The organism is Actinomadura sp. DC4 (assembly GCF_030406325.1).
GTDB lineage: Bacteria > Actinomycetota > Actinomycetes > Streptosporangiales > Streptosporangiaceae > Actinoallomurus.
Window position 1 is genome coordinate 159120 of the sequence record NZ_JAUEQY010000025.1, and the last position, 21620, is coordinate 180739.

Genomic DNA, 21620 nt, shown 5'->3' on the forward strand with positions numbered 1-21620 from the left:
GCGGTAGACGAGCGATCACAGCACCCCAGCGATGGGGCCAGCCACAGCGCTGATCCTGCAGCACGACCCCAGGTCACAGCACAAGACCGAGTTTCCGAGCGGCACACGGTCGGGGGGTCAGGCCGGGCTGGTCTCGGTCTCCGAGATCGTGATGGTTCGGCTGATCAATCTCGCGTACAGCTGCGGTTCGTCGACGTCCTGTAGCCATTCCCGCCAGACATCCGTTCCTCCACCGACGATGAGCAGTATCGCTCTCGGTGGTGCCTGGCGGGTCGGTACGAGGAGGACCTCCATGGCGTTCTGGTCCATCTTGCTCGGGGCCGGGCCACCGCCCGGGTGCGTGTGCCACATGCCGACGAAGCGGATGCGGCCGTCCCCGGCCAGGCGGTAGTCAGCGACTAGCTGTTCCACGCCTTGCAGGCCGTGGCTGAAGCGATGCGTGGATCGCTCGCTGTCGGGCGGCGGGCTCTCGGCGTAAGTGACGTAGACCACGCGGCAGGCGTCGTCGATCCGGCCGAGTAGCATTCCGCCGGTCTCGATCGTCGGGCCGTGCGTCTGTGCCGTGGTCAGCGCCTCACATCGCATGGTCTCCAGTGCCTCCGGTGTAATGCGAATCTGGTAGCCGGTGTCCGGGTCGTTCACGAGCTTGTCGTTCGGCCACTCCAGGCACTCCGCGGACGGGACGGGCTCGGCCGGCGTCGGGAGGCGCGCCACATACGCTGAGCGGGGTGTGATCGGGGCGCCCAAGGCATGGGCGCGAAGCGTCGCGACCCCCCAGCCGAACAACTGCCCCGCCAACGCCGCCACCTCATAGTCGGCACCGCTGAAGGTGGGTTCGGAACAGCCGGGCTCTGGCTGGAACGGGGCACGGCCGTTCGGATCACCGGCGCCGAAGAAGTCCTTGGCGACGTCACGTAGATCGGGATCTAGGGCGGCCGCGTCTCCCAGCCGGTGGAGGATGTCGCTGCCCGCGCCCGTCGCCCCGGGTAAGGCGAGTGTGGCAACGCCGCGTTCGCAGTCGTGGCCGACACCGACCGAGAGAATCGGCGGCCACGGCTCCTCACTCCGGTGGCGCAACGCCTCTATACGGGCGGCGACCGCCTGGCTCGCCGTCGCGTCGATGACGAGGTCGATCTTCGGCCAGGCACGCGGTTCATCCAGCAGCGTCCGCAAGATGTCGCCGCGGACCGGTTCTACGTCGAGATCGTGCCGGATCTCCAAGAGCCGTGCCGCGAGTGCTGCGGCCTTGAGGATGCCGACGTCACGGTCCACGTACGGCTGCCGGACCAGGACCCCGGCGGTCACGATGTCGCTGTCGGCGAGCGTGATCCCTGCGACGCCGGCGCGAACGCAGTGCTCCGCGATGCGGGCGCCCAGAGCGCCGCATCCGAGCAGGAGTACGCGCCGGTCGCGGAGCCACCGCGCGGGCCTGTCATGGTCCCGCCGGAGGACGACGCTCGGCCGTTGGTCGTGCACGCTGGCCCAGCTGACCTCGGCCGAGTCGATCCATCGCGTGAATGCGGCGTCGAGCTGTCGTCGTCTCGCGAGGACCTCGGGGTCCTCGCTGATACGCGGCAGGATCGCCGTGACGGCCTGATACGCCTCGCGCTCGTTGAGGCGCCACGCCGCCAGATGGGTGAAGCATTCGATCTCCCCGGCGAGCCCCAGCATCGGGGCGCCGATGAACGCGTGAAGCGGTGTCGGCGGCCGGGAGTCCGCGAAACCCCGGGAATTGATCCACGCCGCTAGGCCGAGCTCACTGACCAGGACGTTCTCCGGCACGCCGCGCTCGGCGAGCGCCGCCACGAGATCGGCCACGGTCCGCGGGAACTCGAAGTCGAGCGGTGTGGGGAGCACGATGACCGGCCCCACCGTGACCCGGCTGTCTCTTCCGCGTACGGCTGCGGCGACGACACGGCGGAAGAGCCGACGCGCGGCCTCGTCGTCGAAGCCGGCGCCGTCCTGCCAGTCGACGACGTCCGTGCGGTACGGACCCGTCGCATGAAGGAGGGCCTGGCCGACCCACGGCCTGCCGCTCGGCAGATCGGGCAGTTCCGCAGCGATGACCACGTGCCCGGCCTCCCGGACCGGGTACACCAGCGGCGGATGCGGCGGAAGGCCGACCGGTTCCAGGGCGCCATGGGCGGCGCGGACGTACCACTCGTCGAGTCGCTCGATGAAGCCGAACATGCCCTGCGCGGGATCCCAATCGTCCGCGCCGAGGTACAGGCAGATGACTCGCCCCCACAGGACGTGGGGCAGGCCCGCGAACCTCGAGTGTCGCACCATCGCCACCGGAGCGACGTACGGAAAGTTGTCCGGTATCACGATGGTCACGTACTCGCGCGGCTTGAGGCGTCGCTCCTTCGCGTCGACACTGACGCGCATGTAGTCGAGGATGACCTCGACTTTCAGCCAGCCGTGCTCCGGCTTCCGCGCGCGGTTCGCGATGACCATTGCGTTCGGGTCGGCGTCATGGATCCGCTGGAGCTCCTCCATGGCCTGCCGGTGCCCAGCGGTCACGACGCAGCCCGGTTGCCGAAGACGGTCACCTTCTGCGGCGCGGCGTCCGCTCCTCCCGCCTTCCTCGCCGCGGCTCCCGGCCGGCCGACGGACGCCGCCCCGCCGACGGCGCCGCTCCCGGAGGCCGCCGCCCGTCGTGCGCCGCCGCCCCAACCGGTCGAGCGTCCGCTCGTACGCCCGCCGCGGGAAGAACCTCCGCCGCCGGTCCGCCGCCGCACGCCGCTGCCTCCGGCCGGCCTGAAACCCCCGGCCGATCCCCCCGACGCCGCACCGCGCGGTGTGCTCTCTCCCACGCCGTCGGCGGAGGCCCTCCGCGCCCGGCCGCCAGCGGCGGCGTTCCCGGGCTCGGACACCCGCGCGGCACCCGGCTCCATATCGCCGATACCTTCGGTCTGGAGCGGTTCGCCGTCCGTCCCCTCACCACGAGCGCCGTGCTCATCCGGCTCCCGATGGAGCTCAGACGCGCGCGCGTCCAGGGCATCCGCCGGCCCTCGCTCGCCTCGCTCCCGAGCGTTCTCGGCGAGCAGCCGCAGGACACGGCCCTCGAGCCCCCGGTCGCGCTCGGCGCGGGCGACCTCGATGGCCTGTTCGAGCACCGATCCGGCGTCCGTACGACGAGTGAGGCGCACGAAGTGGACGAGGCCATCCGCGAACTCTCCCGCGAGCCCGGCCAACGCACTGCCCGTACTGGCCCGGAGCGCCGCGGACAAGGACTCCCGCATCGTGTCGGCCTGCGTACGCGCCCAGGCCTCGATCGACGGGTCGCTCCCCACGCCGGGCGAGCGGAGCAGGCCCAGCAGGCTCCGCAGCCGCCGAAGGTACAGCTGGGCGGCGAGACCGGTGATCGTGTCGCGGTCCTCGCGAAGACGCCGCGGAGCGGCCTGGTACGCGAAGCTCGCGACCAGCGGATGCAGGCGCCACCGGTCCCCGGTGCGCCCGAGCGTCTCCATCAGCGCAAGCCCGGCGAGCCGGCTGAGCACGTCCTGCGTGGTGGCCTCCGGCACGCCCGAGGCGACCGAAAGGAGCCGCCCGTCGTACGCGGGCGCGCCGAGCAGCGCGGCCACGTACAGGATCCGGCGCTCGTTCTCCTCAAGCATCGAGTACGTGGCGTGGAGTGCGGCGTTGACTGGCCGTACGGTGTCGTCGTGGCCGTGGAGGGCGGCCGTGAAGCGCCTGGTCAGCTGCTCCGCCTGCGAGCCGGTCGCCGTGGCGAGCCGGCCGGCCATGAGGGCGAGGGCGAGCGGGACGCCGGAGCAGAGCCGCGCGACCTCGCGTGCCCGCGCGGCGTCCGGAGCATCGGACAGGTCGACCCCGGCCCGGTCCGCAAGGGCCAGCACCGACTGTTCCTCGGTGAGCGGGCCCAGCCCCAGGGAAAGTCCGTAGCCGAGATCGGGGATCGGATCGGTGCAGGTGATGAGCACAGCCCCGTCGCCGGGCGGGGTGAGTGCCTGGACCTGCAGAGCGTCCCAGGCGTCGTCAAGGAGAAGCAGCGGGCGCCGGTCGCGCAGCTCGGACCGGTACCGCTCGTGGCGCTCCTCGGCAGCGGCGGGGATATCGCCGGCGGGGACGCCCAGCGCCATGAGCACCTCGGCCTGTGCCTCCGTGGTCGGCCTGCGGTCGCGTCTGCCTGGTAGCGCTGGCGCGGGCGTTGTCAGCCGCACCTCGACCTGCGTCCGGCTGCTTCCTCCGCGGTGGGCGCGGTCAGCCAGCTCCCGTGCGAAGTCGGTACGGCCCGTGCCCGGCGCGCCGGTCACCATGAGCACGACGGGGTGGCCGTTGCGCCGCTCCATCCGGCGGAGGGTCTCGCCGAGTTCGGTGTCCCGTCCGACGTGCGCGGCCGAGGGCGCGGTGATGCGGTCGCATTCGGCGCTGCTCCAGCGGAGTTCAATCGTGACAGGCGGATCGGCGATGAAGATCATGGTCACACCGTCGGCCGGGACGACTCGGCCCGCCTCGGTGAGGAAACGGAGGAGTTCATGGCGGTAGGCCGGCTCGGCGCGCAGCCAGTGGTGGAGGTGCCGCTGCAGGTGAGCGCGAGCGTGCTCGTCGTCCCGGATCGCCACCACCGCCTCGGCGGTCGTCGCGTCGAGACCGGCCAGCTCGTCAACGAGGTCGCGGATCGCGAGGAGGGCCTCGTCCGGCTCGATGTCGGGCTCGGACTGGAGGCCGCTGCCGAGCGCTCCGGGGTCATCCGCAAGGTAGACCCTGATCGCGACTGCGGCCGACGCGAGCATGAGGAGATCAAAGTCCATTCCTACCCCCTGGTGCGACGTTACCCCTGAGAGAAGGATGTGACGGTGTGTGGCGATTCGCCAGCCGATACGAACGCCTTGATGGTGACAGTGCGGTAACCCCTCGCTTAACCGGCGCCCGGTTCCCACGGCTGAGCCGTACGCCCGTCGGGCTCGATTCCGTACCTCTTGAGCCGGTCGGCCTCCGCCTCCCGGCCGTGGCGCCTGAGGAAGCCGGCCAAGTGCTCCAACGCAGGCGGATGCCCGTTCCCGCCGGCGTCGCGCCACAGCCTCTCCGCCTCCGTGGACCGGCCGGCTCGCTCCATTCGTTCTGCCAGGCCGGCCAGCGCGTGCGTGTCACCACGGTCGCCAGCGCGTCGCAGCCACTGCTCGGCCTCGGCGGTGCGCCCGTCGCGGTCAGCCAGCTCGGCGAGCTGCCACATCGAGTACGTGTCGCCGGCCGTGGCTGCGCGGTGGAACCAGTTTTCGGCCTCTTCCGCCCGGCCGTCCTCCTGGTCGCGTCGCGCCAGGTCCCGGATGGCGACGACGTCACCGCCGTCAGCCGCGCGTACGAGCCAGTCGCGTGACCCGTCGCGGTCTCCGTCCGCCTCCAGCATCATGGCGAGCCGCCGCATCGCCGTGGGATGCCCGTTGTCGGCCGCGTGCTTTATCTTCCGCCTCGCCTCCTCCTTACGATCGGTGTCGTCGAGGAGACCGCTGAGCGCGATGGCGCTGCCCAGCCACTGCGCGCTGAGGACACGGCCGGTCCTTGACACCTCGCGCCACAGCTGCTCCGCGACCTCCGCACGGCCCTGCCGGGTCAACCAGTCGGTGTACCGTTCGATTACGAACGGGTCGCCCAGCCGCACAGCTTGCTCCCACAGATCCTCCGCCTCGGCGACGCGCCCCGACAGCTGGAGACGGTCGGCGAACTGCCACAGCGCGTACGCGTCACCGGCTTCGGATGCCTTCCGCCAGTGACCTTCCGCGGCGTCGGTGTCGCCCTTCTCCTCAAGCCGGCGCGCCCACCGTACGGCGCCATACGAACCGCCGATCTCGGCCGCGCGCCGCCACCACTCGTCGGCGTCGTCGGCGCGGGTGAGCCTCTCGTACTGCTCGGCCAGCAGATACATCGACGCCACGTCGCCTTTGACGGCGAGCGGCCAGGCGAACCGGCCAGCGTGGCGATACAGCCCGCGTCGCGCGGCCTCCCTGGCCAGGATCCGGCGGTCGCGCGTGTCGCCGACGCGGGTGAACGCGTCCCAGATCTCGGCGGGAACGAGCCGGCCACGCCGCCGGTCGCCTTCCTGGTCGGCGAGGTAGCCGTCGAGCTCGAACGCCCCGCCCTCGTCGGCGGAGACCAAGGTCAGCGCGGCGAGCCCGCCGCGTTCCTCGCGGCAGTATTTGAGGGCCTTCTCGAACCGCCGGTCCGGCTTCGCCTCCACCGCAGCCTTCTCCTTGGCATTGAGGTAGCCGAAGGCGGCGCTCCGGAGCAGGCTCGCGGGCAGCGGACCGTCGACGCCGAGCCGCCGGGCGTCGATCGCCGCGTCCAGGACGGCCTTGGGCAACGGCTTCGCGTCCTTGTGGTGCTCGACGATCTCGGGCCCGCCGGCGAGCACCTGGGTGACCGTACGCGAATCGCGGCACGCCGCCAACGCGACCCGAAGCCGCGGGTCCAGCCGTGCCTCCTGGTGGGCCCTCGCAACCTCAACCTCGTCGAACGCGTCCGGTACATCGACGCGTACCGCCATCCCGAGCAGCCTGCGGGCGTCCCGATACGGGTCGGCGCGCCCCTCGGCGGGCCCGCCGCGCAGCCGGTTCCACTGGTCATGCCAGAGCGTTCCGACGATCAGGATGTTCCCCTCACGGGTCGTCATGAGCTTGAGGAGTGCGCGTGCGGACTCGGCGTCCGTGAGATGCGGCTGCGCCTGGTCGAGCCACACGACGTTCTCCGTCGCGACCCCAACGGCATTGCGGGCGTCCTCCGGAGCCGGAGCGAGGAGCCCCCAGTCCGGTACGCAATGCCTAAGCGCCTCGTATGCCGATCTCGACTTGCCCGTCGCGGCCCTGCCGACGAGCAGGACCAGCCGGGGCCGGCCGTCGTTCGCGGAGACGATTTCGCGCAGCTCCCGGTCGTGCTCGCGGGACACGTAACGAGGAGGCTCCGCGGACCGGATGGGCGTCCCGGGCGTCCGGATGCTCTGGCGCACGCCGAGAGCGACGGCGACCGCGTCGCAGACGAGGGGTAGAGGCCTCGCACGCTCGACGCGATCCCGCGCGGCAATCCAGCGCTCCGTCTCCGGGGGACGGACACCGCAGACCCTCAGAAACGTCTCCAGCGTCTTGAGGCTCGGGCACGTGAGGTCCTTCCCGCCGAGGAGCCCGCCCACGGTCGCCTTGGCCAGCTCCGGCCGCCGGGCGTTGTACGGCACCGGACCCCAGAGAGCCTTCAGGCCACGCCGCAGGTCTTCGATGGTCCTGATGCTGTCGGGGTCGGGGTGTTCTGGTATCCCGCCCATGCTGCGCCCTCCCGTCGGCCGGCCGTCCGGAAGGGCGCTCCGGACGCTCCGGACACTCGGCGATCTCGGCCTCCGCCACCCCGTGCGCCCACTTCATCCTGGCCCGCCGTACGCGCCGCCGAAAAGGGCCGTCCGGCACATTGCCGGACGTGGACGCCTGCGGCGTACTCGGCACCACGACCGCCGAGCGCGGACACCTAATCCTCGGGAGCCAACGATGCAGCACCTCAGCGAACTCGCCGCCATTACCACCGCGACCATCAACCTCACCACCACGCTCGTGCGCCTCGCCACGGACGCTCTCGCGCACCGCCGGCCGCGCCACACCGGTAGCGCGCCGGAGCGGCGAGAGGAGAGCTGATCCGCGCACCGGACATCCACGCCGGCTTTCAAGCCAGACGAGATGGCCGTGCCGCTTGACCCGGTGGCACGGCCGGTGGTCGAGCGCGATCGCCTCGATGCCCGTGGAAAACTCACCCAGCGCTCGCCACCGCCCGCACGAACGACACAAATTCCAGCGCCCGCTGCCTCATGTCCTTGTGCGGGCAGGCAAACCAGGGGCGATGGCAGTGCTTGCCACCTGTCGATGTTGTAAACGACCCGCCGGGCCCGATCCGGTTCAGCAAGTCCCGCCCCCAACAAGCGCCCCTGCCACCGGCCGCGTAATCACCTATGTGCGATCCACCAGGCCGATAAGGTCACGATTGAACCTGTGGGTGCCGAATATCGTGTCACAGGGTTTGATCTGGGGTTTCGGCGCGCTCGTCGGCTTGGCTCCGGCAGGATCTCAGGATGACTCTGCGGCTGCTGTACTTGATCGTCTTACGGATGTTCGACTGGATCGCGCTGCTCGCTCGATCCCAGGCGTCCAAAGACGCAGAGATCCTGATATTGAGGCACCAACTCGCGGTGCTTCGTCGCCAGGTCGCCGTTCCCCGGCCGTCATGGGCGGACCGGGCGATTCTTTCCGCGCTCGCGCGGCTACTCCCCCGGGCACCGTCGGCAGCACCTGTTCCTCACGCCTCGGACGCTTCCACGCTGGCACGCTGAGCTGGTGAAGCGGCGGTGGACCTATCCCAAGCGCGGGCCGGGGCGACCGCCGATCCGGCCCTCGATGCGGGCCCTGGTCCTGCGATTGGCGGCAGAGAACCCGACCTGGGGCTATCGCCGCATCGCTGGCGAGATCGCCGTGCTGGGCCGGAAGATCGCCCCGGCCACCGTCTGGGCGATCTTGAAGAAGGCCGGGTTCGATCCCGCACCACAGCGCGGTGACCTGACCTGGAGCCAGTTCCTCAAAGCCCACGCGTCCGAGATCTTGGCCTGCGACTTCTTCAGCGTCGAGACGATCACACTCGCCCGCCTGTACTGCTTCGCCGTCCTCGAGCACGCCACGCGTCGTGTCCACGTGCTGGGAGTCACGGCGAACCCGACGGCCGGCTGGGTCGCTCAGCAAACCCGCAACCTGATGCTCGACCCGGGCGACCGAGCCAACGACTTCCGATTCATGATCAGAGACCGGGACAGCAAGTTCACCGGACTGTTCGACGAGGTCTTCAAGGCCGAGGGCACCCGCATAGCGCTCACCGCTCCGCAGGCACCTCGGATGAACGCCATCATGCAGCGGTGGGTGGGGAGCGTACGCCACGAACTCCTCGACCGGACTCTCATCATGAACGCCCGCCATCTGCGCAAGGTCCTCACTGAGTACGAGGCCCATTCCAACACCCATCGCCCACACCGGGCACTGAACCAGGCCAACCCGCTGCGAGCGGCCTCCTCCACGAATACACCCAGGTCGCATGAGGTGACACAATATTCGGCACCTACAGGCTGGCCATCGTTTAGAAGCTCGTGTTGGAGTCGGTGTGGACTTGAGCGCGTATCACGTCTGGAGTCATCCCCGTTATCAGCGATAGGTTCGCGCCGGACAAGTCCGCGCCGCGCAGATCCGCGTCGGTCAGACGCGCGCGGGCCAAATCCGCGCCGCGCAGATTCGCGCCGCGCAGATTCGCGCCGAGTAGGTCGGCACCCGTCAGGTCGGCGCCGGTCAGGGTCGCGCTGTCTAGCGCCGCCTCGTACAGAAGTGCACGGGCTAGGTTCGCATGAGACAGATCCGCGATGGTAAGGGTCACGTCCGCCAGGGTCGCGTCGGTCAGACGCACGTCGGTCAGGCTCGCGCGGGTCAGGTCCGTGCCGTCGAGGTTTGCGCGGGTCAGATCCGCACGGGCGAAGTTCGCGTTGTATAGTTTCGCGCCGTCCAGGTCCGCTCCGGACAAATTCGCTTTAAAAAGGTTCGCGTTGGAAACGCGGATGCCGTCAAGGTCGGCGGAGAAGCCGTCGCTGCGGGGTTTGCGTCGGCCGATGATGGTCAAGGCAGCTTGGATGTCGGTGGTCGGGCGGTCGGGGATTTTCGCAGCGGGTTTGGGGTCATGTTCGCGGGTGAACGCGGTCAGGACATCGTAAATGCTGCGATCGTCACGGGGCGAGTCGATAGCGAGGCGTTCGAGGGCGTAGATACCGCCGAGGCGGATGTCGAGCGTGGGAGAGCCGAGCTGTTCGACGGCTTTCGTGTAACGATCGGTGATTTGGCCTTGCTGACCGTTGCGTAATTCGTTCTGGGTGGTGCGGACGCTGAGAGCGGTGGCGATCAGGCTGCCGGCGGTGAACACGACGCCGAATAAGATGCCAATGCTGTTGAGCGTCTGGTGCCTGCTCTGACGTCGCCGGTCGAGCAGTTCCAGGCGATCCTTGACCTGCAGCCCGTCCAGCTCTTCTTGCGTCGGTGCCGTGATCCGGGCCCGGCGCCAACCGGTGCGGCGCACCGCGATCGGTGGGGGGCTCGCGGCCTCCTCCGCCGGTTCCGCGGTGGCCTCTGATGATTCTTCGGGGACGGTCACTCTAGGCACAGTAGATGCCGCCCAGTCGTCCGGCGACCGCTTTCCAGACCGTCCCCCCGATGCCGTCGGCAGGCTCGGTTCAACGTAGCGAGAACGAGCACCAGGAGTGGGGCCATGAGGAACAGTCGCGCGGAAAGTCACGGTTAGCGGCTTGGGTGGCCGCGGTAAGCGTGACTGGCGGGCGGATGCGCCCGGGGAACTGTGCGGGGAGGGGTGACTCGGTCCAGGCTCGCGAGCGCGGTCTGAGTCGGGTGGGGTCGATCGGGTGCCACAACCGCTACTGCCAATACCGGTTAGTTAAGGCTTGTGGCTGACTGTCCAGGGGTTTGGTGGATCTTGGAGATGTGAGAACGGCAGGGCTGTCGGGGACGCATCGTGGTGCCATCCATCGCACACACCAGCAGACGCCGCCACCGCACCGCTCCCGCAGGCGGACCGGCCAGCAACAGGAACAACGCCCGCAGCGGCGCGACCCCCACCCGGCGGCGGGCCTGGGCCAGCACCGACGACGACGGCGCCCCACATCTTCTCATCCAGGTAGGCCAGATTGGTGACGGTCGCGCCGTTGGCCGTGGTGTCGCCGGTCCGCAGGCCGATGGCAGCGGTGCGGGCGGCCTGACTGGCGGTGATCAGTTCGGTACGCAGGTCCGGGTAGAGGTGGCTGTAGAAGGTCGGGTAGACCAGGCCTTCGGTGAGGAGTTGGCAGTTAACGCTTTGCCGTAGCAGGTCGGTAGTGACATAGACCGAGCTGAGGTCGGGTTTGTCCGAGATGCCGGCGTAAGCGAAGCAGACCGTGTACCGCTCGAAAATTGGGTCAGGGTCGTTGACCTGCAGGTTCAGACGAGAGGGGGTCTCTGGGCATTCCGTAGGCACTCGATCGGCACACCCCCTGCCGGTCGCGTGGCCACGTTCTGTCCCTGTGTCAACCCAAGGTCACCGCCGTGTCCGGCTCCTGGTGTGAAGTCCGCCAGCAAACCGAACGAGTCCCGCAACCAGATTGACAGAGCCAGACCGCCGCATGGCGGAGGACGCCAATCATGCAATACGTCGTCTCAGGTCCAGAAGACCGCCGAGAACAACCGCGCTCCCCCGGTTCATGCTCCCGCTGCTCCCACCCGGAGCAGGGAGCCGCGGGAGCACACGTGATTCCTAGACCGTCCCGAACAAGCGCCAACTAACATCAACACACGGAACTGACCTGCGGCATCTCGAAAAGCCACAGGTCAGATCTTGATCGATACGACATTGACACGGTAGAGGTCACTGGTTCAATCCCAGTATCGCCCACCACATATCCCCAGGTCAGACCATGTGTCTGGTCTGGGGATTCGTCGTTTCGGTGCAGTTGGGCGCAGGATCGGGAGCAAATCGGGAGCAGACTGCTCCACGGTGCCGTTGACACAACCCTGTCCCTGCCGAAAACCCCATCCGTGCAGGTCACGCAGCGTGCCGGTATTCGTTAAGAATTCCGCCGAGGCGCTGGTGTCTTCGTACGTCCAGGCGGGCGATCTGGTCGGGTTCGGTGATCGGCGGGGGCAGCGGAGTGGACGGGCGGGCGTTCGCGATGCCCTGGTGAGGCCGGTGCTCGTTATAGAAGGTCTCGAACTCGCGCAGCGTATGAAGCAGGTGGCGCTGGTTCCAGATCAGGGTCCGGTCCAGGAGCTCACGGCGGCAGGTCAGCACCCACCGCTCGCTGATCGCGGTCATCCGTGGCATCCGCACGCCGGTGAGCACGATCTTGATTCCGGCGTCGGCCAGGACAGCGTCGAACAGCCCGGGGAACTTGCCGTCACGGTCCCGGATCAACCACCGTGCCCGGCACCCTGCGTCCTCCAAGTCCATGACCAGGTTCCTGGCGGCCTGAACCACCCACGACGCGGTCGGGTGCGCAGTCGCGCCGAGGATACGGATCCGGCGGGTGCGGTGCTCGATCACCGCCAGCACGTAAAGGCGAGCCCCTGCCAGGGTGACCGTCTCCAGGAAATCGCAGGCCAGCAGGGCGTCGGCCTGGGAACGCAGGAACCCGGCCCACGTGCCGGCGGCGCGTTCGGGCGCAGGGTCGATCCGGCATCCTGAAGGATCCCCCAGACCGTGGAGGCAGCGACCTTCACGCCGAGCACCAGCAGTTCGCCGTGCACGCGCCGATAACCCCATTGCGGGTTCTCCCGGACCAGGCGCAGCACGAGGGCTCGATGGAACGCACGGTCGGTGGCCGGCCCGGTCGTTTCGGCTTGGACAGGGCAGCGTGCCGACATCGAATGAGGTCGCGGTGCCAGCGGAGCACCGTGTCAGGGCGTACCAGCAACCGCATACCGCGCAGCGCCTCGGGCGTCAGACGTTGCAGCAGCGCCGCCAGGAACGCCCGGTCGGGCGCGGTGAATCGCGCCCTTGTCCCACTCAGCTGACGCTCCAAGACCGTGATCTGATGCCGCAACGCCAGGATCTCGGCGTCTTTGTCCCTGTCGCTCATCGGAAGGAGACGCAAAACCGCGAACATGTTCGTCACCGTCAAGTACCCGAGTCGCAACAGCACGGCCGACCATCATGCCGCGATGACACAGCCTCTGCACCCGCATCCGACACCATCAGCCCAGCCGTTACGGCGCGGTGCGCTGCCACCGCAGCCACAGCCCTCACCTGCACGGATGTAGTTTTCGGCAAGCACAGGGTGCAGACCTGCCAGCACGAGCTTCTTGACCGGACCCTGGTCTGGAACCAGACCCACCTGCTCCACGCACTCCGCGAGTTCGAAAACTACTACAACGAGCACCGGCCCCACCGCAGCTTGAACGGCGCGCCGCTGCGGCCGGCTCCCGAGCCGCTCACCAAACCAAGCCGACTCGATCAGCTTGACATCCGCCGACGAGACCGGCTCGGCGGCGTCCTCCAGACGACCAACATGCCGCATAACCTGCACGGACGCTATTTCCGGCACCCGCAGGACGACTACTATTCACTTCGAAAATACACGTCAGTTGAAGCTACGCGGAGTCGAGCGTGGCAGACGCCGGACCTGGAGTGTCAGGGCGATGGCCGCGGAGCTGCAGCAACGGACTATGATCATGGGCGAGCACGGGCTGAAGCCGATGACCCTGTCAGTCGGCTGCCACGGGCGCCACTGCCGGCCAACCACGCGACAGTGAAGGTGCGCCAGTCGCCACGTCAACTCCGGGCTCGGTACCTCAGTGCCTCGACAGTACCTCGCACGAGCCGAACTACGGGCCGGGAACTTCCGGCTCCCCGGTGTGAACGTCACATGCTCGGCCCGGCCGTAACGGCGGTGATCGCGGATGTTTCTCGGCCGCAATAACGAAACGCTTGAGATGATATCCGCTATTCCAATAAAGCGGGACGCTGAGTAACGTGCTCGGCGCGACCAGGGAACGATAATGACAGAAGAAATTCGGCAATACCAGTCGCCAGACTACAACAGCGCCCGCTGGGCCAACTTTCCGTTGCGCGACGGCGACATCATCGTCAGCGCCCCCCCGAAGTCGGGTACGACGTGGGCGCAGACGATGTGTGCGCTGCTCATCTTCCAAACGCCTGACCTCCCGCAGCCGCTGAGAGTCCTGTCACCGTGGTTGGACCAACTGCGCACACCGCAGGAGGAAGTCTATGCGCGTTTCGCCGAACAGAAGCACCGCCGTGTCATCAAGACACACACCCCACTCGACGGTCTACCGTCCGATCCGCGCGTCAGCTATATCGTGATCGCCAGACATCCTCTCGACCGGGCGCTGTCCTTCTACCACCAATCCGCCAATATCGACCTCGAACTGCTGTTCCAAGACGGCTCAGACCCGAAGTCCCGGCCGCTTGTTCCGCCACCACCGTCGGTGCGCGAGTGGCTGCAGTATTGGTGCCTGCCCCAGCCGACCGACGACCAGGGAATTGCGGTGCCCTCGAGCCTGCACCTGACAGTCCATCACCTCTATGACGCATGGAACCGACGGACACAGCCGAATGTAAGGCTCCTGCATTACGTCGACCTGTGCGCCGACCTCGCTGGCGAGATGGCGGCACTGGCCGAGTGGCTGGGTATTACCGTGAAAGATTCGGTCTGGCCCGATCTGGTGAAAGCCGCGACATTCGACGAGATGAAGAGCCGCGCGGAGCAGCTGGCGCCCACAGCAACACTCAAGGATCCGGTGAGGTTCTTTCGCAGCGGGCGATCCGGGGGCACCCGGGATATCCTGACCGAGGACGACCTCGATGCGTACCGGAAGCGTGTCGGCCAACTCGCTCCGAAGCCATTCCTGGATTGGCTGCACCGCGACCCACCCGTCATCGGCGATGGAGCCGGCACCGACGGGTAAGGGCTTCTCGTCAGTAAGCACACGACCGTGAGCGAGCGCGCCCGGCTTCGCGAGCAGGAAGCCGAACTTCGGGAGCTCCGGCAGAAGGTTCTGTTCCTGGAAAAAGTCGCCGCGTGCTTTGCCAAGGATCCTCGGTGAGCGAAGTGTTCGAGTTCATCGAGGCGGAGTGCGCAGTCGGCTCCCGCAGGGCTGACCGCATTCTCATTGCGTGAGATCGAGGATGATGAGCGGGCGTTCGAAGTGGTCTCGTGCCCAGCGGGTTCCTTCGGCGATGTTGGTGAAGCCGGACAGGCGTAGCGTGCTGATGGCGTGGCTGCGCATGAGGGCCAGGATCGAGGGCAACGCACCGGTTCGGACCCGGCACCGGTCCTCGCCCAGCGTTACGTCCCTCACATAGTGGTCGCGGTTTTGGAGGCCAAGCACCCCGACGCGGCGGCGCATCTGGACGAGGCCCGGGCCGACCTGCTGGCCTTCACCGGCTTCCCGCGCGAGATCTGGCGGCAGATCTGGTCGAACAATCCCCAAGAACGCCTGAACAAAGAGATCCGCCGGCGCACCGACGTCGTCGGGATCTTCCCCGACCGCGGAGCGATCATCCGCCTGGTCGGCGCTGTGCTGATGGAACAAACCGACGAATGGCCCGAAGCCCGCCGTTACATGGGCCTGGAATCCCTCGCCAAAGCCCGCCTGCGCATCATCGCCGGCGACCCGCCGAACGAGAACACCACCACCCAAGCAATCACCGCTTAACCTGCAACAACGGATCACGCGGAGGCTGACTCGTACACCACCTGCGTGGACGTGACCTCAGGTCGCGGGGGATTCTCACAGGGCTCTTTCTACGGATCAGCCAGTGGGGTGATGAGGTGTTGACCTGCATGACACCCGCCTGAAGGTGAAGGTAACCGTTAAGGCTCACGGTCGACGTCCGTCGGAGTCGGAGAACATCACTGCTCTGTCCTCAGCCATCGAGGGCGGAAGAACCATGATATCCACGCTGGTCAGCGCGACATGTCGGGACACCCAACGCACTGTCAGCGGTGCCTCGTCCGTACGTGACCGGGTCGCGTACGGGAATGTGGTCGAGTTACTGGTGCTCCGTCACGGGAAGCAGGTGCTGCGCCGCCAGGTCCGGCGGAGACCGCAGAGGTGGGATCGCGCCGGCCGGCTCTGGCTTACGGCGCTGTCGCGGCTGGTGAAGTGCGGCCGTGGGCGGCAATCTTTCCGGTCATCCCGCCATTTCCTGAGGGGAACCAGCTCAACGTCCCGGCACTTGGGCTTTAGCAAGCAGGTGTTCTATGCGTGGAAGCACAACCCCGTCTCCCGCAGAGACTGGGACGATGCACACCTGATCAACACGGCTTTGGACATCCGCCACGATGACCCGGCGTTCGGATAACGGTTCATCGCCGACGAACTGTCCTTCCACGGCATCGTCGCCGGCGAGAACGGCTGTGCTCCCAACAGCGGATCTTCTCAGCGTTCGCCAAGAAACGCGGCCTGACCCGTAAGGCCGGCCCGCCGGTCCATGACGATCTGGTCAACCGCCAGTTCGCCGCCTCCAGGCCGGATGAGCAGTGACTGACCGACATCACCGAGCACCCGACCGGCGAGGGCAAGCTCTACCTCTGCGCGATCAAGGACGCCTGCTCCTCCATAAAGTCGCGTATGAAGTCCTCTTTGGCTGTCGCGGCCCTGCGTAACGTCGTCGTGGACGGGCAGGCCGGGCTTCTTGCCGTTCTTTCCGCGCTTCTTGCCGAACACCGACCACCAGCCGCGGTCGGAGCAGATCCTCCACGCCGTCCGATCCGCCATCGGCTCACCAGCATCACGAGCCTCATCGACCAGGAACCGGTAGCCGAACTCGGGGTCGTCGCAATGGCCGTCGAACAGGGCGTTGGCGCGGTAGGCCGTGGTCAGTTCGGCATCGGTGACAGGGTTGGCAAGCCAGCGTAGAAGGGCTGACGAGCGATGCCCAGGACCCGGCACGTCACCGTGACGGGGATTCCGCCCTCTGCTCAAGCAGCTTGATCCGCCTGTTCGCCTCACGCAACGCATCGGCTCATCGATCGTCAGCCACCGCTTCAAGCACGACGGCGAGATGCCGAAGTCCTTCGCGACCTGGGCAACGGACGCACCAGAGTCCCGATAGACCCGGATCACGTCCTCGCGGACCCCTTGGGAAACGCCTTCGGCATGGCACACATCCTTCCAGCGCCGACACACATCGACGCAGATCAGATGTCACCTGTTCGTGCAGCAGGCCCATCGAGCACGTACTGCGGATGGTCAACCCGGTGGACGACACCTTCCGCCGTCAGATCAACCGGCAGTCCACTGTGCCGGAGTCCCGCCACAAGCTAGCCCGGGACGTAGAGCAAACACGGCACCATCCACCAGGCGTACGGCGACGGCATGGAGGACCAGCTCAGCGCGCTCGGCCACGAAGTACATCGACGACGCCGTCGCCCAACTCCAGCTGGACGAGGACGACAAATGGCCCATCCAGTGGCTTTCGTTCCTGAGGTGGAGCAGACTGCTTAGGTCCCCTATCCTCCGCTTTCGAGCGGACCTGCTATTGATGCCCCCTGTCAGGGCAGATCAGTATTTTCCTCAGCCGGCGAACTGATGAGAATGAAATGACTATTGCTGACGGTCCACACGCCGGTAACGGGGCTTTCACCCTGCCTCTGAGTGATCGGCTACACCACGGTCTTGACCCGGCTAACACAGCAAGCGACGGTGGCGACGGCTCCGATCCCGTGCACGGCGCCATCGACGTACTCTTTCCGCGTAGGCATGCGGACAACACTCGATACGGCAGATTCCTCGCCGAACTACGCGACGAGCGCCGCCGCGGCGTAGGTCGCCCTTATACCTGGACATATGATCCGGCGGCGGCGCTCCGAGATGCTCACCAAGGGCCGTGGCTGTCCGACGTGCGTACTGCCCGCTGGACCCGAGGCGTTCTGGAGATGGTTGAGACGGGCATGGCGCTCAACGATGCCATCGTCGACGCCCGGGAGCGGTCAGGCGTTTCACCCGAACGGGCGTGGCACGCCTCAGCCGAGGTGTATCCGCAGCCGGTGAAGGTCGGGCGGGATCGGGCGGGAGCGGTCTTCGCCGCAGCGCGCGCCGGGGCCAACCAGGGGCATAGCACGAAGTCCCATCTCACGGAATGCCCCCACTCTGCGTGGCAGGAGATGGCGCGGGTGCACGGACTGCGGGGGTTCAACGCGCTTCCGGTGGTCACGCTGGGCTGTTACGCGTTCGGCCTACAGGCCGTTCCTTTCGCCGACAGCTGGGAGGGCGATTATCTCGTCAGTCTCTACCATCTGTTTTATCTCGAATACAATATGGACACCATCGAGAGTCTGGGGAGCAACCGGCTGATGGCCGATCTCCAGCGGGTACTCGATTTCCCTGGACTGTCCGACGAACTCAGGCTTCGCCGGCTCCACACCCTGTGTGACATGGCCTTCTTTGACGGGAAAAGAAGATCGGAAGCCCTGTTCAAGGACGAGGTGACCGACGGGATCAGCGCGTGGACCTTCCGCGACCGCGACCGGTGGCGTGACTTCAAGGCCGCGGACAGCGGCTCCTTCCCCTATTACCTCTCCCATCCCGCCGGTCCCATGGGCCGGAACGACCTCATGATCAGCGGGCTCGCCACCGACTGGCTCGACATCGGCACCGACCTGCGCAACTCCGAGAGCGGCAACAGCGTGCTCGCGCTGACAAAGGCGTCGATCGACTGCCGGGATCTGCTGGACGCCTACGAGCGTACGGTCTGGATGCTCAACGACTACTGGGCCGACGACGGGGACATCAAGCAGGAGCGGTACGCCGCATGTGTCATCACGCTGGGGGTCATGACGTGGGCGGCCACGAACCACCGGCACGACATCTGGCGGTACTACGCGCTCGCCGCCGATACCTCCCACGACGCCGCGCGGCGGGATCTCGGCAGCATCCACAGCCTTCTAAGCGACTGCTACACCGACACCTTTACCCCGATCAAGACCTCCGGCGGTCGAAAGCTGACGGTCCCCAGGTCAAAACTCAGCTTCTCAGTCACGGTCAACGGCGCTGAGCACACCGGGGATTTAATGCTCCATGAGGCCCTTGTCCAGGTCGTGGTGGATGGGAAGTTGCCTATGGACGTAATCAACCACATGATCGTCCTGGCGAAGCTACTGAAGGACGGACGCATCACCGCAGCCGAGTTCGTCTCCTGGATCGACGGGAACTACTGCCAAAACGCCGCCACCATCGCGCACGCGTTCCACGCAGCCAACTTCGCCCGTGAAATCGGTGTCGCGCTCTGCGCACTGGCCATGGAGATGTGGTGGAACGGCTTCTGCTACGCGGCGGGCGTCGGCAGCCTGATCGAGGCGCAACCGGGACGGGTCGGACACGACAGGGAACACGGGTGACGCGGTCGCCGGTCTCCGACCGTGGCGAGTGATCTCTTCAGTGTCGGCTACGTGTGCGTTGGTCGGACCCACCCAGCGTGCCAAGCCAAGTAGCTGCTCGACATAACTGCCGGACGCTTTGCGACGTGATGCCCTGCCACTGGGATTCGTCGGCGGCCTGTCGTCGAACGATCTTCTGAATCTGATGCTCGACCTGGGTGATCGGGCCGGCGAGATTCTTGATCAGGGACCAGGACAGCAAGTTCACCGCCCTGCTCGACGAGGTGTTCACAACCGAGGGGGTCCGGATCGTACTCACCGCACCGCAGGCTCCTCGGATGAAGGCGATCAGGGAACTGTGGGTGGGTAGCGTACGCCGCGAGCTCCGCCATCGCTCCGGCGATCGGCCGTGATGCGGATGGGCTTGATGGGATCGGCGATATGGCTGGGGCAGAGGATACCTTGTTTTCGTTGGCATTTCGACGGTTAGGTTATTGACGCTCCCGATTCCCCCGTGACAGCATCAAGCCCAGTTTCGATCGCGCCGTTCATTGGCTTTACGGAGTCGCTCTGCGCCAACCTGCCCATGGGGGAATAATGGCCGAAGCCGTGGACGTGACAAAAGACGGCGTCATCGATTATCCGCTCTACTCGGGCATGTCGCTCAAAGGCGTCTGGTCCGTTCAGGCACAAGCCGGCGGCCCAACCGTCGCCGCCGACGACGGCTTTCTGCACTACTCCGTCACCGGTATGGCGGGCTGGAACCTCTGGCTGTACGTTTCGATCGCGACGACACTGTCCAGCCAGGGATCGATACTGACATTTCAATTACGGGCAAACACCGTTCAGGGCAGCGAGGTTAAATTCACCGTCGCCGACGGACTGATATTACGTTTCACCGACGGTGGCGCTTCGGTGAACTGGCAGTGGTTCGACGGCTCGGCCTTCCATACTCTTGCGGCGAGTTCGGTACGCCCGGATGGAAACTGGCACACCGTCACGATGGCTTTCTCGCCCACGACCCTCTCGCTGGTCGAGGACGGACGGTATCTGTTCACCTGGACCGTCGGGCAACGGGCGATGGTCCAGCCGATCTTTCACATGCAGGTCCTGGACACCGGCGCGAGCCTGTCGTTCGACGTCGGTGAGATCTACTCGGTGCCTCCCGTCTACGTCGACGGTGACGACACGCCCTGGGACTACGCCTTCTCTGCGGAGGTCGTGCCGGCGGACAGGGCGATCGGCACGGTGGCCACCGACGGCGGGCCGCAGATCTCGTACGGAAACGGCTACGCGCGTTTCTCCGCCATCCCCCTCGACATGAGCAACACCCAGGCCTCGCTCGTCGTCCAGCAGCGGGCACCGGCGGTCTCGGTGCAGATCTACCGGCTGCGGATCAACACCGCGGACGGCGACGAGACCAAGGTGACCCTTCCGGGCGGACAGATCCTGCGTCGCGCCGGTGGTGCGCTGAACTGGCAGTTCTACACGTCGACCGGTGCCTGGCAGACACTCGCGGCCAGTGGCGTCGTCGTCGGCGCGGCCGACTACACCATCGTCGCGATGGTCACGTCCGGGTCCACGATCACACTGTTCGAGAACGGCGTCTTCAGATACCAGTTCACCCTGCCGGGCTCGCCGGTCTCGCAGTGGCAGCCCGCCGTCGCGGTGCAGCACCTCACGGCGGGGACGAACGTCTCGGTCGACCTCGGCGGCATTCGCACGCTGCCCGTCATCAAGACGCCGGAACTCCTGGCCATGGATCTGCGCGAGTCGACGCTCGCCTTGTTCCCCCTGATCAGCGACTTCACGAACGTCCTCGGCAACAGCGGCGATCTCGTTCCGGCCGGCGGCGAGGTGGGCTTCGTGGCCGGGCCCTTCGGCCGCGCGGCGAACTTCGCCGGTGGCCAGGCCGCACTCAGCATCCCTCCGCTCGCAGCGGCCACCGCGGCCTCGTACACCCTCTCCGCGTGGGTACTGGTGAACGGCTACCCGCCGGCCGGCACCGTCACCGGCATCGCCGGCGCGCTCCTCCTCGACAGCGACGGCCGTCTCGTCTTCCGGTTCCTGTACAACGGCGGTGGGATGTACCAGGAACGGCGGTACGTCTCCGATCACATGCTCAGCCTGGGCGTCTGGCACAACGTCGTCGTGACGTACAGCTATGAGGAGGCCCGTCTCGGCATCTACGTGGACGGCCGGCTGCACTGCCTGGAGTACATGGGCGAGGGCCTCACTACGGAATCGACCTCGGTGCCGTCCTCGTTCTTCGTCGGCGGTGAGCAGTCCTCGGCGGATGCGCCGATGGTCGTGCTCAACGGCGCGGTGAGCATGGTGATCATCCTGACGCAGCATGTCCACCAGCCGACGGTGGCCGTGTTCGCACAGAACCCCTCGAAGTCGGAGGTGGAGAGCTTCGCGTGGTTCATCCCTGTCGTCATCCTCGTCGTGGCCGTCGTCGTCGAGATCGCCCTTGAGCGCTACTACCGGGACGCGACCCAGCCGACGGTGTATCCGTCGCTCGACAAGCTCGTGGCCAACATCAGGAACAAGACCGGCGTCCCGGCCACGCCCGGTGTCCGGGTCACCCGCGCCGACATCGGCAGTCCGAGCGATCAGAAGATCCACCTCGACTTCGGCGGTGAAGGATATGTCGACGTCGGAGGCCTTGTCGTCGGCTTCAAGAGCGCCATCAACGTCACCGCTCCGGCGACCA

At 66.9% G+C, this 21620-nt stretch carries 14 protein-coding genes and 3 pseudogenes; 8 read left to right on the forward strand and 9 right to left on the reverse strand.

The window, feature by feature from the left end:
* Positions 1-117: 117 nt before the first annotated feature.
* From QWU11_RS34025 to QWU11_RS34035, 3 genes are all read right to left on the reverse strand, one after another.
* Positions 118-2523 carry a ThiF family adenylyltransferase gene (locus QWU11_RS34025; protein WP_290118598.1) on the reverse strand — a complete coding sequence of 802 codons (2406 nt, stop codon included), beginning with the start codon at positions 2521-2523 and terminating at the stop codon, positions 118-120.
* Positions 2520-4775 carry a hypothetical protein gene (locus QWU11_RS34030; RefSeq protein ID WP_290118599.1) on the reverse strand — a complete coding sequence of 752 codons (2256 nt, stop codon included), beginning with the start codon at positions 4773-4775 and terminating at the stop codon, positions 2520-2522. The genes QWU11_RS34025 and QWU11_RS34030 overlap by 4 nt, the downstream gene beginning before the upstream one ends.
* A gap of 107 nt (positions 4776-4882) precedes the next feature.
* The gene (locus QWU11_RS34035; RefSeq protein WP_290118600.1) at positions 4883-7273 is read right to left on the reverse strand and encodes a hypothetical protein; all 2391 of its coding nucleotides are present in this window, start codon (positions 7271-7273) and stop codon (positions 4883-4885) included.
* 217 nt (positions 7274-7490) lie between these two features.
* Between QWU11_RS34035 and QWU11_RS34040 the strand changes: the two genes are divergently transcribed.
* Together QWU11_RS34040 and QWU11_RS34045 are read left to right on the forward strand one after the other, a co-directional pair.
* The gene (locus tag QWU11_RS34040) at positions 7491-7634 is read left to right on the forward strand and encodes a hypothetical protein (RefSeq protein WP_290118601.1); all 144 of its coding nucleotides are present in this window, start codon (positions 7491-7493) and stop codon (positions 7632-7634) included.
* Positions 7635-8065: 431 nt separating this feature from the next.
* Positions 8066-8323: a hypothetical protein gene (locus tag QWU11_RS34045; protein WP_290118602.1), complete on the forward strand. Its 258-nt coding sequence runs from the start codon at positions 8066-8068 to the stop codon at positions 8321-8323.
* Positions 8324-8434: 111 nt separating this feature from the next.
* Here the strand turns inward: QWU11_RS34045 and QWU11_RS34050 are convergent, their stop codons facing one another.
* Positions 8435-8623, reverse strand: coding sequence for a hypothetical protein (locus QWU11_RS34050; RefSeq protein WP_290118603.1), 189 nt, complete (start codon positions 8621-8623; stop codon positions 8435-8437).
* Positions 8624-8777: 154 nt separating this feature from the next.
* Between QWU11_RS34050 and QWU11_RS47505 the strand changes: the two are divergent.
* Positions 8778-9023: pseudogene (locus QWU11_RS47505) on the forward strand (integrase core domain-containing protein); the annotation flags it as partial.
* 91 nt (positions 9024-9114) lie between these two features.
* Here the strand turns inward: QWU11_RS47505 and QWU11_RS34055 are convergent.
* The 4 genes from QWU11_RS34055 to QWU11_RS34070 form a co-directional block, all read right to left on the reverse strand.
* Positions 9115-10170, reverse strand: a complete 1056-nt coding sequence (locus tag QWU11_RS34055; protein ID WP_290118604.1) for a pentapeptide repeat-containing protein — start codon at positions 10168-10170, stop codon at positions 9115-9117.
* A 297-nt stretch (positions 10171-10467) separates the two neighbouring features.
* On the reverse strand, positions 10468-11043 hold the full coding sequence (locus QWU11_RS34060; RefSeq protein ID WP_290118605.1) for a hypothetical protein: 576 nt from the start codon (positions 11041-11043) through the stop codon (positions 10468-10470).
* A 564-nt stretch (positions 11044-11607) separates the two neighbouring features.
* Entirely contained in the window at positions 11608-12324 is a 717-nt protein-coding gene (locus tag QWU11_RS34065) for an integrase core domain-containing protein (RefSeq protein WP_290118606.1), read from the reverse strand.
* Positions 12278-12703 (reverse strand): hypothetical protein, encoded by a 426-nt coding sequence (locus QWU11_RS34070; protein WP_290118607.1) that lies wholly within the window; start codon positions 12701-12703, stop codon positions 12278-12280. The genes QWU11_RS34065 and QWU11_RS34070 overlap by 47 nt, the downstream gene beginning before the upstream one ends.
* 856 nt (positions 12704-13559) lie before the next feature.
* Between QWU11_RS34070 and QWU11_RS34075 the strand changes: the two genes are divergently transcribed.
* The 4 genes and pseudogenes from QWU11_RS34075 (at position 13560) to QWU11_RS34090 (ending at position 18925) form a co-directional block, all read left to right on the forward strand.
* On the forward strand, positions 13560-14489 hold the full coding sequence (locus QWU11_RS34075; protein ID WP_290118608.1) for a sulfotransferase domain-containing protein: 930 nt from the start codon (positions 13560-13562) through the stop codon (positions 14487-14489).
* 354 nt (positions 14490-14843) lie between these two features.
* Positions 14844-15239 (forward strand): annotated as a pseudogene (locus QWU11_RS34080) (transposase); the annotation flags it as partial.
* A gap of 505 nt (positions 15240-15744) precedes the next feature.
* A pseudogene (locus QWU11_RS34085) lies at positions 15745-16199 on the forward strand (IS3 family transposase); the annotation flags it as partial.
* Between the two features lie 1280 nt (positions 16200-17479).
* The gene (locus QWU11_RS34090; RefSeq protein ID WP_290118609.1) at positions 17480-18925 is read left to right on the forward strand and encodes a hypothetical protein; all 1446 of its coding nucleotides are present in this window, start codon (positions 17480-17482) and stop codon (positions 18923-18925) included.
* 824 nt (positions 18926-19749) lie between these two features.
* On the opposite strand, the gene QWU11_RS34095 is transcribed toward QWU11_RS34090, so the two are convergent.
* Positions 19750-19923, reverse strand: coding sequence for a hypothetical protein (locus QWU11_RS34095; protein ID WP_290118610.1), 174 nt, complete (start codon positions 19921-19923; stop codon positions 19750-19752).
* On the opposite strand from QWU11_RS34095, the gene QWU11_RS34100 reads away from it, so the two are divergent.
* Positions 19907-21620: LamG-like jellyroll fold domain-containing protein (locus tag QWU11_RS34100; protein ID WP_290118611.1), on the forward strand; the 1714-nt coding region annotated here is incomplete at its 3' end. The two genes, QWU11_RS34095 and QWU11_RS34100, sit on opposite strands and share 17 nt — an antisense overlap.

What these genes read in the sequence shown, in the direction of transcription:
- QWU11_RS34035 (WP_290118600.1), bottom strand. Translation starts at nt 7,273, where the DNA reads ATGGGCGGGATACCAGAACACCCCGACCCCGACAGCATCAGGACCATC.
- QWU11_RS34075 (WP_290118608.1), top strand. Translation starts at nt 13,560, where the DNA reads ATGACAGAAGAAATTCGGCAATACCAGTCGCCAGACTACAACAGCGCC.
- QWU11_RS34030 (WP_290118599.1), bottom strand. Translation starts at nt 4,775, where the DNA reads ATGGACTTTGATCTCCTCATGCTCGCGTCGGCCGCAGTCGCGATCAGG.
- QWU11_RS34065 (WP_290118606.1), bottom strand. Translation starts at nt 12,324, where the DNA reads ATGGGGTTATCGGCGCGTGCACGGCGAACTGCTGGTGCTCGGCGTGAA.
- QWU11_RS34045 (WP_290118602.1), top strand. Translation starts at nt 8,066, where the DNA reads ATGACTCTGCGGCTGCTGTACTTGATCGTCTTACGGATGTTCGACTGG.
- QWU11_RS34040 (WP_290118601.1), top strand. Translation starts at nt 7,491, where the DNA reads ATGCAGCACCTCAGCGAACTCGCCGCCATTACCACCGCGACCATCAAC.
- QWU11_RS34090 (WP_290118609.1), top strand. Translation starts at nt 17,480, where the DNA reads ATGGCGCTCAACGATGCCATCGTCGACGCCCGGGAGCGGTCAGGCGTT.